This window comes from Halogeometricum sp. S3BR5-2, assembly GCF_031624635.1.
In the GTDB taxonomy this organism is placed as follows: Archaea; Halobacteriota; Halobacteria; order Halobacteriales; family Haloferacaceae; genus Halogeometricum; species Halogeometricum luteum.
Map to the genome: position 1 here is coordinate 443,517 of NZ_JAMQOQ010000003.1, position 14,626 is coordinate 458,142.

General features: G+C 64.3%; 11 protein-coding genes and 3 pseudogenes. 8 read left to right on the forward strand and 6 right to left on the reverse strand.

Going from position 1 to position 14,626, the window contains the following annotated elements:
• Positions 1-164 precede the first annotated feature (164 nt).
• From NDI79_RS13930 to NDI79_RS13940, 3 genes are all read left to right on the forward strand, one after another.
• Positions 165-662: a DUF1269 domain-containing protein gene (locus NDI79_RS13930; protein ID WP_310929134.1), complete on the forward strand. Its 498-nt coding sequence runs from the start codon at positions 165-167 to the stop codon at positions 660-662.
• Positions 663-783: 121 nt separating this feature from the next.
• Positions 784-1,410, forward strand: a complete 627-nt coding sequence (locus tag NDI79_RS13935) for an HdeD family acid-resistance protein (protein ID WP_310929135.1) — start codon at positions 784-786, stop codon at positions 1,408-1,410.
• A gap of 152 nt (positions 1,411-1,562) precedes the next feature.
• On the forward strand, positions 1,563-2,879 hold the full coding sequence (locus tag NDI79_RS13940) for an AI-2E family transporter (protein ID WP_310929136.1): 1,317 nt from the start codon (positions 1,563-1,565) through the stop codon (positions 2,877-2,879).
• 478 nt (positions 2,880-3,357) lie between these two features.
• Here the strand turns inward: NDI79_RS13940 and NDI79_RS13945 are convergent, their stop codons facing one another.
• Together NDI79_RS13945 and NDI79_RS13950 are read right to left on the reverse strand one after the other, a co-directional pair.
• Entirely contained in the window at positions 3,358-5,679 is a 2,322-nt protein-coding gene (locus NDI79_RS13945) for an arylsulfatase (RefSeq protein ID WP_310929137.1), read from the reverse strand.
• Positions 5,680-6,243: 564 nt separating this feature from the next.
• Complete coding sequence (locus NDI79_RS13950) at positions 6,244-6,990, reverse strand: hypothetical protein (protein WP_310929138.1); 747 nt, start codon at positions 6,988-6,990, stop codon at positions 6,244-6,246.
• Between the two features lie 335 nt (positions 6,991-7,325).
• Here NDI79_RS13950 and NDI79_RS13955 point away from each other — a divergent pair, with 335 nt between their 5' ends.
• Both NDI79_RS13955 and NDI79_RS13960 read left to right on the forward strand, forming a co-directional pair.
• Positions 7,326-7,823 (forward strand): DUF1269 domain-containing protein, encoded by a 498-nt coding sequence (locus NDI79_RS13955; RefSeq protein ID WP_310929139.1) that lies wholly within the window; start codon positions 7,326-7,328, stop codon positions 7,821-7,823.
• Positions 7,824-7,879: 56 nt separating this feature from the next.
• Positions 7,880-9,598, forward strand: a complete 1,719-nt coding sequence (locus NDI79_RS13960; RefSeq protein ID WP_310929140.1) for a SulP family inorganic anion transporter — start codon at positions 7,880-7,882, stop codon at positions 9,596-9,598.
• Positions 9,599-9,737: 139 nt separating this feature from the next.
• Here NDI79_RS13960 and NDI79_RS13965 read toward each other — a convergent pair whose 3' ends face one another.
• Together NDI79_RS13965 and NDI79_RS13970 are read right to left on the reverse strand one after the other, a co-directional pair.
• Entirely contained in the window at positions 9,738-10,133 is a 396-nt protein-coding gene (locus NDI79_RS13965; RefSeq protein WP_310929141.1) for a DUF5518 domain-containing protein, read from the reverse strand.
• 197 nt (positions 10,134-10,330) lie between these two features.
• Positions 10,331-11,152, reverse strand: a complete 822-nt coding sequence (locus NDI79_RS13970; protein ID WP_310929142.1) for a bile acid:sodium symporter family protein — start codon at positions 11,150-11,152, stop codon at positions 10,331-10,333.
• Between the two features lie 100 nt (positions 11,153-11,252).
• Here NDI79_RS13970 and NDI79_RS13975 point away from each other — a divergent pair.
• Positions 11,253-11,807 (forward strand): annotated as a pseudogene (locus tag NDI79_RS13975) (transposase); the annotation flags it as partial.
• 7 nt (positions 11,808-11,814) lie between these two features.
• Here the strand turns inward: NDI79_RS13975 and NDI79_RS13980 are convergent.
• Positions 11,815-12,527, reverse strand: a pseudogene (locus NDI79_RS13980) (IS6 family transposase).
• A gap of 60 nt (positions 12,528-12,587) precedes the next feature.
• Positions 12,588-12,662, reverse strand: a pseudogene (locus NDI79_RS23590) (IS6 family transposase); the annotation flags it as partial.
• 97 nt (positions 12,663-12,759) lie between these two features.
• Here NDI79_RS23590 and NDI79_RS13985 point away from each other — a divergent pair.
• Both NDI79_RS13985 and NDI79_RS13990 read left to right on the forward strand, forming a co-directional pair.
• Positions 12,760-13,857: a hypothetical protein gene (locus NDI79_RS13985; protein WP_310929143.1), complete on the forward strand. Its 1,098-nt coding sequence runs from the start codon at positions 12,760-12,762 to the stop codon at positions 13,855-13,857.
• Positions 13,854-14,234 carry a hypothetical protein gene (locus NDI79_RS13990; protein ID WP_310929144.1) on the forward strand — a complete coding sequence of 127 codons (381 nt, stop codon included), beginning with the start codon at positions 13,854-13,856 and terminating at the stop codon, positions 14,232-14,234. Before NDI79_RS13985 ends, NDI79_RS13990 begins: the two co-directional genes overlap by 4 nt.
• Positions 14,235-14,626 lie beyond the last annotated feature (392 nt).

A 14,626-nucleotide genomic window follows, 5' to 3' on the forward strand; every position in this document is an offset into this window, starting at 1 on the left:
CTCGCCGCATCGGTCGCTCTGCCCCCCGTCACGCCCGCCGTCCGCCGGGTCGGACGACCTTCGATCGACCGACACCGACCGGTGCGACTTTCGGCCGTGAACGTCAGACATGTCTGAAAAATGATTAAGGTAGTGACGGTCGTTCGAGGGGACGAGGTGTACGAATGAGCTCACTGGTAGTACTCGCGTTCGAGACCAAGGACGGTGCAGAGGAGATGCGAGAGCGGATGTACGACTTCCAGCGGCGGGAACTCGTCACACTCGACGACGCCGCGGTCGTCGTCAGGAAGGAGAACGGTCACGTGAAGGTGAAGCAGGCGCACAGTCTCGTCGGCGCCGGGGCCCTCGGCGGAGCGTTCTGGGGTCTCCTCATCGGCGTCATCTTCTGGATGCCGTGGCTCGGAATCGCCATCGGGAGCGTTACCGGCGCGTTGGGTGGGAAGTTCACCGACGTCGGCATCGACGACGACTTCATCGAGGAGGTCGGCGAGACGGTCGAACCCGGCCAGTCCGCGCTGTTCCTCCTGGCCCGGGACGCGAACGTAGAGCGCATTCGGGAGGAGCTATCGGACGTCGAGTTCGAGATAATCGAGACCAACCTCTCTCCGGAGGAGGAGACGAGACTGCGCGAGGCCTTCGCCGCCGAGGAAGTCGCCGGGTGAGCGTCCGGCGCCGACGGCGCGACGGAGGTGTTCGGCCCGCCGCATCTCTTCGCCCGGGAGACTTTCGCGAGAGGCGTACTGGCACTTTATGCTCTGTTCGGTCGAATTACGTACTGTAACCATGAGCACTGACACGCAGGGTGAACCCGAGATGGTCGCCGAGTCCGAGGCTTCGCTCGAAAGACTCCTCCGGGACGAGGGCCGAACGTTGATGATCGTCGGCGGCCTTCTGGCGGTCTTGGGCATCGGTGCGATCCTGTTTCCCGTCCTCTCGTCGCTGACCGTCGGGCTGTTCTTCGGCGCCGCCCTCGCGGTTGCCGGGTTCGCCCACATCGCACACGCCTTCTCGGCGCCGGGCTGGAAAGGCGCGCTCGGAGAGATATTCCTCGCCGTCGTCTTCCTCATCGCCGGCCTCGCGATGCTGGTCAACCCCGTCCTCACGCTCACGACGCTGACCCTCCTCGTTATCTCGTACTTCGTGCTGGAGGGCCTCGCGCTCCTGTACTTCGCGTGGACGCTCCGAAACGAGCGGGGATGGGTGTGGTCCGTCGCGGCCGGCGTGGTCTCTCTGGTCCTCGCCGGACTCCTCTTCGCGGGGTTCCCGGCGACCGCCGCGTGGGCGCTCGGACTCCTGGTCGGTGTCAACCTCCTCACGACCGGCGTGTCGATGATGGTCGTGGGCAACGGCATCAGGAAGGGGGCCGACGCGACGGGCCCCTCGATGGCCCACCCCGATACGGGCGTCTGAATCCCCCCGACGCTCGACCTGCGCTCTTCTCCCGACTCTCGGAGCGGCCGTCGCCGGCGCGAGGCGTCCGCTGGGCGAACGAACGAAAGATTATGCTCTCGCCGCGCGTCTCTACTCCCGACACGACTCGAGCGGTCGTCGGATACTCAGTCATGACCGAAGAACCCGAGAACGCCCCGTCGAAAGCACCCCCGCCGGAGGACTCCTCGGTGTGGCGAATCGCCACGACGGTGGAGCGGGGCCCTCTCGACCGGGAACGCGTGACGCTCTGGGGGGTCGCCATCGCACTCCTCCTCGCCCTCCTCTACGTCGGGTGGCGATACGTCGGAACCGTCGTCATGGGTCTCTTCGTCTACTACGTCGCACGCCCCGTGTTCCGGCGAATCAACGCGCGCCTCGCGAGCCGAACGCTCGCCGTCGGTGCGACGCTGTTGGCGGTCGCCCTCCCGCTGCTCGTCGTCGTCGGGTGGGCGTTCGCTATCCTCGCCAACGCGCTGGGCGACCTCCTCGACTCGGACGCGCTCGCGGAGGCCGAAGCGTTCATCCAGCCGTACGTCGGCCTGGTCGCGGAGCTGGAGACGTTCGCCGACGAGGTACTGACGGATCCGAGCCGGCTGACGGACCTCGAACTCGGACCCCTCCTCAACGACGCGGTGGGGTCGCTGCTCGCGTGGGCGGGGGTGGCGTTCAACGTCGGTATCCACGGCTTCATCGTCCTCATCATCGTCTTCTATCTGCTCCGGGACGACTACCGCATCGCCCGCTGGGCGCGGAACACGTTCGTCGAGGAGGACGGCGTCTTGGAGTCGTATCTCACGACCGTCGACCACGACCTCCACAACGTCTACTTCGGGAACATCCTGAACGCGCTCATGACCGGCCTGCTCGCGGCGGTGGTGTACACCGTTCTCAACCTGTTCGCACCGACGGCCACCCGAATTCCCGAGGCGGCCTTCCTCGGACTGCTCGTCGGCGTGGCGAGCCTCGTCCCGGTTATCGGCATCAAACTCGTCACGTGGCCGGTCGGCGCCTACCTCCTCGGACGCGCGCTCTGGCTGGCTCCCGAGGCGGTGTGGTTCCCCGTGGTGTTCCTCCTCGTCTCGTTCGTCGTCGTGGACTACATTCCGGACCAACTGCTCCGGCCGTACGTCAGCGGCCGGACACTCCACGTGGGGGCGGTGATGCTCGCGTACACCCTCGGTCCGCTGCTGTTCGGGTGGTACGGTATCTTCCTGGCGCCGCTGCTGTTCGTCGTCATCTTCGAGTTCGGCCGCATCGTGTTCCCGTGGCTGCTCGCTCCGGACCCCCACGCGTCGTTCTCGGACCGGACCGAGGGCCCGCCGGAGTCGGGGGCGGAGACGGACGAGGAACGGCCGGTCGACGCGACCGGAGACGACCGTCCCGCCGGCGTTGACGACCGGCGGTTCCCCGACTCGACCGAGAGCGCGGACCCGGCCGGCGGGGAGTAGTCCGCTCTCCCGACCGCCGGTCACCCGCGCGAGGCCCATCTGAATCGCTGAACCGCCGCCGGTACTCGCAATCGAGCTTCGCGTGTGAACTGTCTTATTACAAAGATATATTTGTAATGGCAATCCCGCTCTCGGGAAATTGAGTCGGTGCGGACCGTCCGTTCCGGTTCGGAGAACGCGACGAACGTGACGGCGGCCGTCACGAGCACAGCGACCCAGAGCGGAGCCGTCGGCCAGCCGCGCCGGATTCCGCGGAACGTCTGTGTCGGAAACGCGCCGACGAGGATCGGCAGTATTCGAGCGAGGACGTCTCTCGACCGGTCGTACCCTCTATCAAGCGGGAGTTCCGCGCGCGAGGAACCAGGCTTCGGTCCAGCCGACGAGTTCTCGAAGGTCCGAACCGTTCGGTCGACGGTTCGCCGTCGTGTCTTCGACCATAGCGTGGAAGTCGAGCGTGCTGACGAGCGCTCCCGAGCGCTCACTCCCGCGCCATGATCTTGTCCATCTCCTTCTCGTCGTGGACGAACGTTTCCCCGCTGACGTCGACGGTGACGCGCGCGATGTCGCCCGTGAACGCGAACGGCGTGCGGTCCCGATACTCGTCGCTCACGGCGTTGAGGGCGTCGTTGCCGCAACTCAGCCCGGCGGTGAGTCCGGTCGTAATCGGAACCGTGACCGGCACCTCGCCCTCACCGACCTGCTCGTCGCCGTAGTAGAGTCGCACCGTTCCCGGCACGCCTTTGCCCTCTTCGGGACGCGCTTCGCCGGTCGTCTCGAACTCCATCCGGACCGACACCTCACCTTCGGGGAGCGACTCGTCGGCGACGACTTGGTACTCCTCGACACCGACGTAGTTGTGGACGTATCGGAGGCGCCCGTCGTCCACGTACAGCGAATACCCACCCGAGAGGGAGCCGTGGGCGAGGAGCACGCCCTCCGCGCCGCCCGTCGGAACGGTCAGGTCCGCAGTGATGCTGTGGTCGCGGTTGAGCACTTTCACGGCCGCGTTCTCGGGCACGTACTGTCCACCCGGGTAGTAGACGTACCGGTCGCGACGTTTCCCTGGCTCGGGCCGGAGCTCGACGAAGCGCTGGGTGGCGCGGCCGTCGAGCGGGAGGACGTCGTATTTGCCAGCCTCCGTCCACCAGAGCTGGGCGAGTTCGAGGACTTTCTCGGGGTATTGGTCCGCGACGTCGTGCGCTTCCGAGAAGTCCTCCTCGACGTGATACAGCTCCCACCCGGACTCCTCGAGGCTGGTCGCCGAGAGAGCCTCGGCCGTTATCGGTTCGCCGAACGGCCACGGGTGGACCGCACGCCAGCCGTCGTGGTAGATGGCGCGCGTCCCGAGCATCTCGTAGTACTGGGTGGTGTGCTGTTCGGGCGCGTCCGGTTCATCGAAGGTGTACGCGAAGCTCGTCCCCTCGATGGGCGACTGCGAGTAACCCTTGACTTCGTCCGGTGCCTCGATGCCGACGGTCTCCAGTATCGTCGGGACGATGTCGATGGCGTGGACGAACTGCTCGCGAAGTTCGCCCTTCGCCTCGATGCCGTTGCGCCAGGAAACGATCAGGGGGTTGCTCGCGCCGCCGCGGTACGTCTCGCGCTTCCACCGGCGGAACGGCGTGTTCCCGGCCCACGCCCACCCCCAGGGGAAGTGGTTGAAGTATTTCGGTCCGCCCAGTTCGTCTATCGCTTCGAGGTTCTCTTCGAGGGACTCCGGGACGTTGTTGAAGAACCGGTTCTCGTCGACCGATCCGCTGGGGCCGCCTTCGGCGCTGGAGCCGTTGTCCCCGACGGAGACCAAGACGAGCGTGTCGTCGAGTTCGCCGAGCTCCTCGAGGTAATCGAGCACCTTCCCGATCTGCGCGTCGGTGTGTTCGAGGAAGCCCGCGTAGACCTCCATCATCCGAGCGTAGAGTTTCTGTTCGTCCTCCGAGAGCGAGTCCCACTCCTCGACGTCGGGATTCCGCGGTGAGAGCTCGGTGTCTTCGGGGACGACGCCCAACTCCTTCTGACGTGCGAGGATCTGTTCGCGCGCCTCGTCCCAGCCCATGTCGAACTCGCCCTCGTACTTGTCGATCCATTCCTGTGGGACGTGGTGGGGTGCGTGCATCGCCCCGGGACAGAAGTACGTGAAGAAGGGTTTGTCCGGGTCGACCTGTTTCGTGTCGCCGATGAACTCGATGGCGCGCTGGGCGATGTCTTCGGTGAGGTGGTATCCCTCCTCGGGCGTCGCCGGTGGGTCGACTTGGTGGTTATCGTAGACGAGGTTCGGCGTGTACTGGTGGGTGTCCCCGCCGAGGAAGCCGTAGAATCGCTCGAACCCGCGGCCGAGCGGCCATCTGTCGTAGGGGCCGCTTGCACTCATCGCTTCGGCGGGGGTGAGGTGCCACTTGCCGAGTGCGAGGGTGCTGTAGCCTTCCTCGACGAGCATCTCGGAGATGAAGCCGTTCTCGTGGGGAATGTGACCGTTGTATCCGGGGAAGCCGGTCGAGATCTCCGTGATGGCGGCCATTCCGTTCGAGTGGTGGTTCCGCCCCGTCATGAGGCAGCTCCGCGTCGGCGAACAGAGCGCGGTCGTGTGGAAGTTGTTATACTGGAGGCCGTTCTCGGCGAGACGGTCGAGGTTCGGCGTGTCGATGAGTCCGCCGAAACACCCGACGTGCCCGAATCCCGTGTCGTCGAGGACGACCATCAGGACGTTCGGGGCATCGTCGGGTGCTCGATTCTGTTCGGGCCACCACGGCTCCGATTCGTCGTACGTGCGGCCGATGCGGCCGTGAAAGTCTCGTTCTGGCATGTCTCTGACCTTTTCCGCATCCCGTCCGGAGACGGGGGAGTTTCGCGTGGCAAACCCGAACGCCGTCGGTCGGGTGAGTCGCGTTGGAAGGGAGGCTTCCCCTCCCACGCCCGTTCTGTTTGACCGCACTTTGTAATGAAACTGCATACCACGAACCGGGGATGTACACGTACAATTAACGAGTGTGGTACTTATCTTGGATTATCTCGACCGAATCAGAATCACGACCGAAGATGTTCGAGTTCTCAATGCGAGCGCCTCCCGTCGGCGTCGGCGTGATACGCGCACGACGGGCCGCGTTTAATCCGACGGCGGTACGTACGGTCCACTGCAAACGACATTCCCGTGCCCGCCCGGCGAGAAGGAGTTCGCCCGATACCGAACTCCCGGGTGGCGTCGCGCCCTCCGACCCGCGACAGCACGCGACACCGAGGCGTACAGTCGCGTTCGAGCAGTATCTCAGCGTGGGCGCCATATTTATGCCGAATAATCGTCTTCTTCTCCTGGCGGAGGCCGCGGTTCCTAGTGCGAGCGACCCACTCCGGTGGGGTCGCACCCGGGTCGTCAGATCACGAGTAGCAGACCCGCGTAGAGGAGGGTGCCGAGCACAAACGCGGCGAATCGGCTCTCGTCGACGTGCGGCAGTTCCTCCTTGATGACGTTCAGAACGACGGCGCCGGCGACGAATCCGTAGAGCACCGTCAAGCCGAGTCCGATAGCCTCGGCCGCGAACCCGAGGAGTCCGCCGACTGCGGTCCCGGCCGCGAGTATCCACCGACCGACTCGGTGGAACTCCTCTCCGTGGTGGCGGGCGAGTCCGTAATCGGTCACTTGGAAGTGAAACGCCATCGCGAGTGCGTACAGAAAGAGGTTCGCGAGGTTCTCGACCTCTTGGTGGAAGAGCAGGAACCCGATGATCGCGCTGTAGAGCGCGAACACGAGGACGTGGAACCAAAAGACGCCCGGTGCGTCCGTTGGGGACTCGGCCCGACGTTGTGCGACGACGACCTCGACGCCGTAGAACGCGAGGAATCCCGAGAGGGCGGCCACGTAGAGGAGTTGCTCCGCGAGGAACGCCTCGCCCCGAAGCGAACCGGCGACGGCCGCCGCCTCGCTCACTTCCGGGAGGAGGAGGAGGAAGACGTACGCGACCGACGCGCCACCCGCCGCCGAGAGCCATCGCCGACGCTGGGGCGGCGAAATCTGCAGTCGATCCGCGAACAGATGCACGAGCGCGAGGCCGGCGGTGAACAGGCCGGCCGCGACCGAGAGGCCGCCGAATTCCGATTGGATGAGCCAAGTCGTGTTCATAACTGGAGCGCAGTTACGACGGCCGCCGGGTCGGTCCCCGACGACGAGTCGTCCGAACTCGGGCGACGGACTGACTAGCGTACCCTGCGAGTGTCCACGTCGCGGGCGCTCGGGTTTGTTATTCGTCTCCATCTCGGAGGCCGCCGCTCCGAATCCGAGCGCCGGGCGGCGGGACATCCGAGCACCCGGCGTCGTGATTCACCGTCCGACTGTATCCGAGTCCGGGAACTCCGCACATATCGTACATTACACCGCACACTCTTCTCTCCCGAGCCACTCTCCACGGGAAAAGGAAGAGAATTACAATGTACGTGTCTGGCCGTATACGCGACCGTATGAGTTCATTGATCGTACTCGCGTTCGAAGACGAGACGGGCGCCGAAGAGATGCGCGAGCGGATGCACGACCTCCAGAAGCGCCAACTGATCACGCTTCAGGACGCCGCCGTGGCCGTCCGCAAGGAGAACGGCCACGTGAAGGTGAAGCAAGCCCACAGCCTCGTCGGCGCGGGCGCACTCGGCGGGTCGTTCTGGGGGTTGCTCATCGGCGTCATCTTCTGGATGCCGTGGCTCGGCATGGCGATCGGCGCCGCGACGGGCGCGCTCTCGGGGAAACTGTCCGACACCGGCATCGACGACGACTTCATCGAGGAGGTCGCCGACACCGTCGAACCGGGAACGTCGGCGCTGTTCCTCCTCGCGAGCGACGCCCGACTCGAACGCATCGAGGAGGAACTCGAAGGCACGCAGTTCACCATCCTCCAGACGAACCTCTCGCCCGAGGACGAGACCAACCTCCGGGAGACCTTCGCCGCCGAGGAAATCACGGGATAGACGTCCCGCGACGAGTCGCCGCCGATCGGTGATGCATTCCCTCGTCGATTCAGACCATGGCAACAGACGGTCGTTCGGAGCGATTGAAACGGGTCGCGGAGTCGTCGCTTCCGATCGTCCGGTGGCTCCCGGCGTACGACCGGTCGTGGCTTCGACCCGACGTGCTGGCGGGAATCACGGTCGCGGCCGCGGTCATCCCGGAAGGCTTGGCGTACGCGTCGCTCGCGGGACTGCCCCCGCAGACGGGGTTGTACGCCGCACTGCTGGGCACCGTGACGTACGTTCTCTTCGCCTCGTCGCGGCAGGTGATCATGGGTCCGACTTCCGCGCTCGCTATCTTGCTCTTGGCGGGCGTGGGTCCGATCGCCGACGGGAGCGGGGCGCCGTACGCGTCTCTCGTCGTCGTGACGACCGTCCTCGTCGGTCTGTTCTGCGTGGCCGCCAGAGCGCTCCGACTGGGCCACCTCGTGCACTTCATCTCCGGGTCGGTCCTCACCGGCTTCTCGACCGGTGCCGCGCTGTACATCGTCTCGACGCAACTCGGGAAGCTCTTCGGTATCTCCGGGGCGTCCGGAACGTTCTTCGACCGCCTCTGGTTCGTCCTCAGCCACCTGAACGAGGCGCAGCCCGCGACGGTTGTCGTCGGACTCGTCTCGGTCGCCCTCCTGCTGGTCGGCCGTCGATTCTTTCCGCGAGTGCCCACGACCCTGCTCGTCGTCGTACTGGCCATCGCCGCGTCGTCAGCGCTCGATCTCCGAGCCCTCGGCGTCGAAATCGTCGGCCGACTTCCGAGCGGACTTCCTCCGCTCGCGGTTCCGTCGGTTCCCGAGGCGGGGGTCGTCGTGTCGCTCGTCCCCGTGGCGTTCGCGCTGTTCATCCTCTCGTACGTGCAGGGTATCGGCGCCGTCCAGACGTTCGCCCGCCGGAACGGCTACCGGGCGGACCCCGAACAGGAGCTTCTCGCGGAAGGGATGGGGAACCTCGCCGCCGGACTCTTCGGCGGCTTCGTCGTCGGCGGGAGCATGTCGCGGTCGGCGCTCAACGACTCCATGGGCGGGAAATCGCAGGTCGTCGGCGCGGTGGTCGCCGTCGTCCTCGTCGTCGTCCTCCTGTTTCTCACCGGCCTGTTCACGACGCTCCCGGAGGCCACCCTGGGAGCGGTCGTCACCGTCGCGGTGCTCGGTCTCGTCGACGTCTCGAAGATGCAGCGACTCGGGAGCGTCAGTCGGAGCGAGTTCCTCATCGCGTCCGCGTCGCTGTTCGGGGTGCTCGCACTGGGGATGGTCTGGGGGGTGTTCATCGGCGTCGGACTCTCACTCCTCCACACCATCGCGCTCGTCAGCGACCCGAAGACGGAGGTTCTCGGTCGGCTTCGCGGCTCCGACCACTTCGTCAGCCGGGAGACCTACTCGGACGCGGTCGAGATTCCCGACGTGCTCGCGTACCGCGTGAACGCCGAACTGTTCTACGCGAACACGAACGTCGTGCGAGACGACCTCGAAGCGCGCCTCCGAGAGCGCGGCTCGCCGGTCGCCCTCGTCGTCTTCGATCTCTCCTCTTCTCCCATCGTCGACCTCGCCGCGGCCGAGTTTCTCGGCGAACTCGAGGCCGACCTCCGGTCGAGAGGTATCGACCTCAGAATCGCCGGAGCGAACCAGGAGGTCGCGAAGATACTGCAGGCGACCGACGAAGAAGGGACACTCGGTGAGATACGCGAGGAGGAGGCGATCGCGTCAGTCATCGACCGGTGGCGGCGGGCGCAAAACGGGCCGTGACGCCGAACGCACCCTCGATCCGAACGTCTGAACCTCGGAGAAGGGAGTCCGACGTGCGGTCTCCGTACTCGGCGCCGGGACGATTGCGACCGGCGTGAATCCGTCCGTGCCTTCGAGGTACCCCGCGGCAGGGGTTGCCTCAGCGGGACGTCGCTGCGCCGGAACGGGTCTCGCTGCGATTCTTGAGCCAGCCGCCGACCGCGCCGGCTATCGCGCCGGGAATCGCCATCATGAAGAGGGCGACGAGGGCGACGATGCTGCCGCCGATGGCCGGGACGAGGCCGACGAACAGGATGCCGACGACCACGAGGATCGCGAGCACCGCGAGGGCCCCGACGACCGTCGCCAACCCGCCGTGAACGGCGCCCTGTTCGATACCAGACACCATGTACCCGGCGACGAACCCGCCCACGAGTCCGGGGAGGGCGAGACCTAATCCGGTGGTCTCGGCCGGGGGGTACACCCACGACAGGAACAACCCGAGGATCACCGCGACGACGAACCCGGTGAGTACTGCTCTCCAGTTGATATCCATGATCAAGTAGTTGTTACGACTCATACGAGCTTAAAATAATATGCGCCTCGCTCACGTACTTCACCCGCGCCGACAACTCCTCCCGGTTACACGACCGGCTCTCGTCGGCGCCACTCCCGGCGCTTCTCGGGTTGTTCGGGCTGTTCGATGCGGTTTCGAGACGTCTTCGGACCGTCGGACGTCGTTCCCTTCTCCTCTCATTCCCCGGCCTCCGACGCGTCGCCCCGCGACCCGGTCCGCTTCCCCAGTTCTCCGCCGAGGGGCAGCAGGACGACCAGCATCAGCGTGGCGCCGACGACCAGAGCGGCCGAGACGTTGCGCTGAGCCGTTCCGAGGCCCATCGCGGACCGGTCTTCGGCGGCCGACCCTCCCAGGACCCACCCGAGCGCGAACGAACCGACGACGAACGCGAGCAGGGCGGCTATCGCGCCCGTTCCGATCACATCCAGGACGGTCTGGTAGTTCAACACCAACATCAGCACGACCAGGAGAACCAGCGCCGTGCTGGCGGCCTGATTCACCGCCGGCTGAATCGAATCGGCCGTCTCTTCGTAGCGGGCTTTCACGACCAGTCCGATGGCGAGCGGAGTGAGCATCAGGACGACGAGCGAACTCGCGATGTCGAGCGGGTCGACCCGGACGCCCGGCAGCAACGCTGGGAGCACGACCGGAACGTAGGCGACGGTGACGACCATCAACAGGACCATCAGCCCGACGCCGAACGCGAGGTTTCCCTTCGCGGCCTCTACCAGTTTCGGGAGGAACGGCGCCCCGGCCGCGGTCGCCAGCAGTATCAGCCCGACGGACTGCGCCTCCGAGAGCGGGACGACCAGAAGGATGACGTACGCCAGTAGCGGTACGAGCGCGGAGTTCGCGAGGAGCGCCACCGCGACCCGGCGACGGTTTCGCAGCGGTTCGAGAATCTGCGCGACCGTCAGTGCGAGCCCCATCCCGAACATGCTCGACACGACGAAGACAAGCACCGACAGCCTCGCGAGAGATTCGAGTACTACGGCCATCTTCCTCCGATATCTACGCTTTCTCCGCTCGGCCATTGTTATTAGTCCGGCTCTGTTGAAATCCTCCAAGGGTTACAGGTTCGCCTCGTAATTCGACGAGATGAACGCCCTCCCGAAGTCGCAGATTCTCCGGTTTACTGAGAAGGCGATCCATCTGGCCCGCCGAGCCGTTTCTCGATACTCCTCGAAGTTCTCCAAACACCGTTATACACTCCCGCAGCACGTTGTTCTGCTCTGTCTCAAAGTTCGGAAGAACACGACCTACCGTGGCCTGCTTGACGAACTGATCGAGATGCCACGCATCCGTCGCGCTCTTGGATTAGCTGAACTTCCTACGCCATCAACGCTCTGTAAGGCGTTCAATCGACTGGATATGGCCGTGTGGCGTATCATATTGACTCTCTCAGCGACCCTACTTCCGACGAGCGGAGTTGTTGGTGTTGATGCGTCAGGGTTTGACCGCAGTCACGCTTCGAAACACTACACGAAACGAGCCGAACTCACGATCCAACAGCTCAAGGTGACGTTGCTGGTCGATGCGAAGGTAAACGCGATTCTCGATTTACACGTGACGACGACTCGGAAACACGATAGCCAGATTGCTCCGTCGTTGATCAAGCGCAATCCTGAGGATATTGACATTCTGCTCGGTGAGGCACTGTCTAGTTAACCTCTTCAGCCGGCGTTCGTCCATTGAGCGCTTGATGCGGTCGTTGAACGTTATAGTAATGAGCGAACAGTGCAAGCCACTGGCGGACGCTCAGCCGACTGCCCACCCACGAATTATGGAAGCGGTCAACTCGCATTTTGAGGGTGTGAAACCACTTTTCGATCAGATTTCGGTCCGTATAGTCGACCCGACCGCTCAGCCCTAATCGAGAGAGTGCAGTCCGATAACCGAATTGATCGACCAGAAACACCGTGTCTTCGCAATTGTGTTTCTCGACGACTCCGTGAAGGAACGCAGCCGCCGGATCGGTTCCATGTCTTTTGAACAGCTGTACGTCGAGAAGTAACTTGGTGTCGATGTCTATTGCAGCGTACAACCAAGACCACTCGCCATTGATTTTGACAGCGGTTTCGTCGACGGCGACCCGCGACGGCTGCGCCGTCACGAGAACGCGACGCGTTCTGGTTGGCTGCACGAGAGCGAAGCTCTCGTGAACGTCGGCGGGTCCGAGACGCTGTCAGCCAGTCGATGAACCCACTGGAAAATTGCCTGAAACGAGCGATCTACGCCGATCAAGTGCAGAATTGCCTCTGTTTCTCTGAGCGAGAGACCGGCAGCGTGGAGACGGACGGCGAACGCCCTGACGGGCGTCCCCAGAACCCTTCGGGTTCTGGTGTGCGAACGAGACGTGAAGCGTCTCGTCAACGTTCGAAAGACGCGATGCGTCTTTCGGGCCCACAAACTCGCTTCGCGAGTTTGGGACGTCGCCGTCCGCTCCTGCTGCCAACATTCAAGCGTAGCCGTGTCTAAACTCTGTCTGAGCAGGTCTGAGAGTGGCATGAAACACTAGCTCTTCGACCTGCTCGCTCCTTAACTAGACAGTGCCACAGTCCGGTTCCTATCAAATATATTATTATACTATAGTTGTGTTTATTACGTGGTGGCATTAACCGCGGGACAGGATCTGTACGCCTCAGTCGGCGAGGAGGGAATCAATCGATTCGTTCGACATCTGTTCCGCCAGCGCCCCTCACTGTTCACCTTCGCAACGCCGGGCATCGCCGCGTACGCGGACGAGTTTCTCGACCCGGCGGTTCCGTTGTCGGACGCACAGGTCGCACGGGGCCAGCCTCGCGTCAGCGAACTGTCGGGGATCCCCGTGCCCGGGACAGACGGCCCCGTCGAACTGGAGTACTGCGTGCAGCTGACGGCTTTCGAGTTCGACTTCCACCCCGGCGACGAGTTCGAGCTCCCCGTGGGTAGAGAGCTGGAGGCACAGCAGTTCGGCGTGCACGTGGCGTTCGCCGTGGGGCTCGGCTGTCCAAAGGACGCTGCCCCAGATTTTAGACGCCGGATCCGTGACCGGTCGATCTTCGAGGGAAACGTTCTGAGTGTCCTCCAGTCCCGAGGAGGCGAAACGCCCCCCGGTCAACGGTCGGTTGACCACGGGGAGGCCATGGACGGATTGACGGGCGGACGCCCGCTTGCTGACGGCGGCCGAGCATCGGGGTCGACGTCGGTAGCGCAGTTCGGTTCCCTCCCCGCCGGACCGGGGCGGGACCGGTTCGTCGGCGGCGATCAGCGAGTCCTCGCCCCGCCGGACGTGGAGTTGATCAGGAAGCCGGACGTCACGATGCACCGCTTCGAGCTGCACGCGTTCCTCGTCGGCGGTGTCGACATCGGAACCGACGGGGACGAGAACGGAAACAGGGACGCGTTCGCGTTCGAACTTGACCACCTCGAACTCGGCGGGGGAGACGACGGCTCGGCGATCGACCTTCCGACCGGCCTGAAGAACAGCATCGAGTGCTACGTCGACCTTTACGTCAGGCACGTCGTCCTGCCGAGCGTCTCGGAGATGAGCCAGAGCACTGTTGCGAGCGTCCTCGACAACGACCTCCTGAAGACGGAGCTCACGCCGGAGGACCCGACGGCCCGCTTCCCGGAGACGGATGCGATTCCCGACAATCCGAACCTCGCGGACGACCGGCTCGAAGTGTATGTCGACCTCAACATCACGGGAGACGGACAGTGAGCCAGCTGACCGTCGCCGTCTCGGAGGACGGCCTGAACGAACAGCTGCAGGCTGTCCAAGAGAACGTCGCCGTCGGGATCGAGGGGACGTTCGGGGAGGGCGGGTTCGAGGTAGCGTACGAACTGGGCGTCAGACTGGAGGAGGGGACCGTCGAGCTCCGACCCGACCGGTTCGACCTGGACGAACTCGATGTCGTCTACGACCCGGTGCGCTTCGAGGTCCGGTTTGATATCCCGGAGCTGTGTACCCCGTTCGTCTGCATCCCCGGCTTCCTGGGCCTCGACGAGACGTGCCTCCCCCAGATATGCTTGTTCGAGACCGACTCGGAGTTAGGGCCCCTCGTCGCGAACGCCAATCGGTTCGGATCCCATAACTAATCAAGGGCGGTTATCGGAGTGGCCGCCAATCAGGACCGTCGCGACGAACTGGCCCGCTATCGTAATCAAGCTCGACTGCGATCCGAAGATAGGTGCAGGCGAGACAGTTATTTTCGGGTGCGAATAACGAGAAGTATCTGCGCTGGGGTCGCTTATCTACTTCTGAGGAGTACCCCCCACGTCTATCCCCCCGATACGCCCCTCACTCTTCCTGTTGGCTGGTTCTGCAGTAGATTGTCGGCCCGGGTCGCGGTGGCTACTGCCCTGGAGAAGACGCACGTCGACTGTTCGGACCCTCCCGAATCCTGTGGCGGGATTCGCGAACCCGCGGCGATGATGGTTGCCGCCGACGAGCAGGGCTGTTGGTGAACTGTCGGTGAGTATCTTGACCG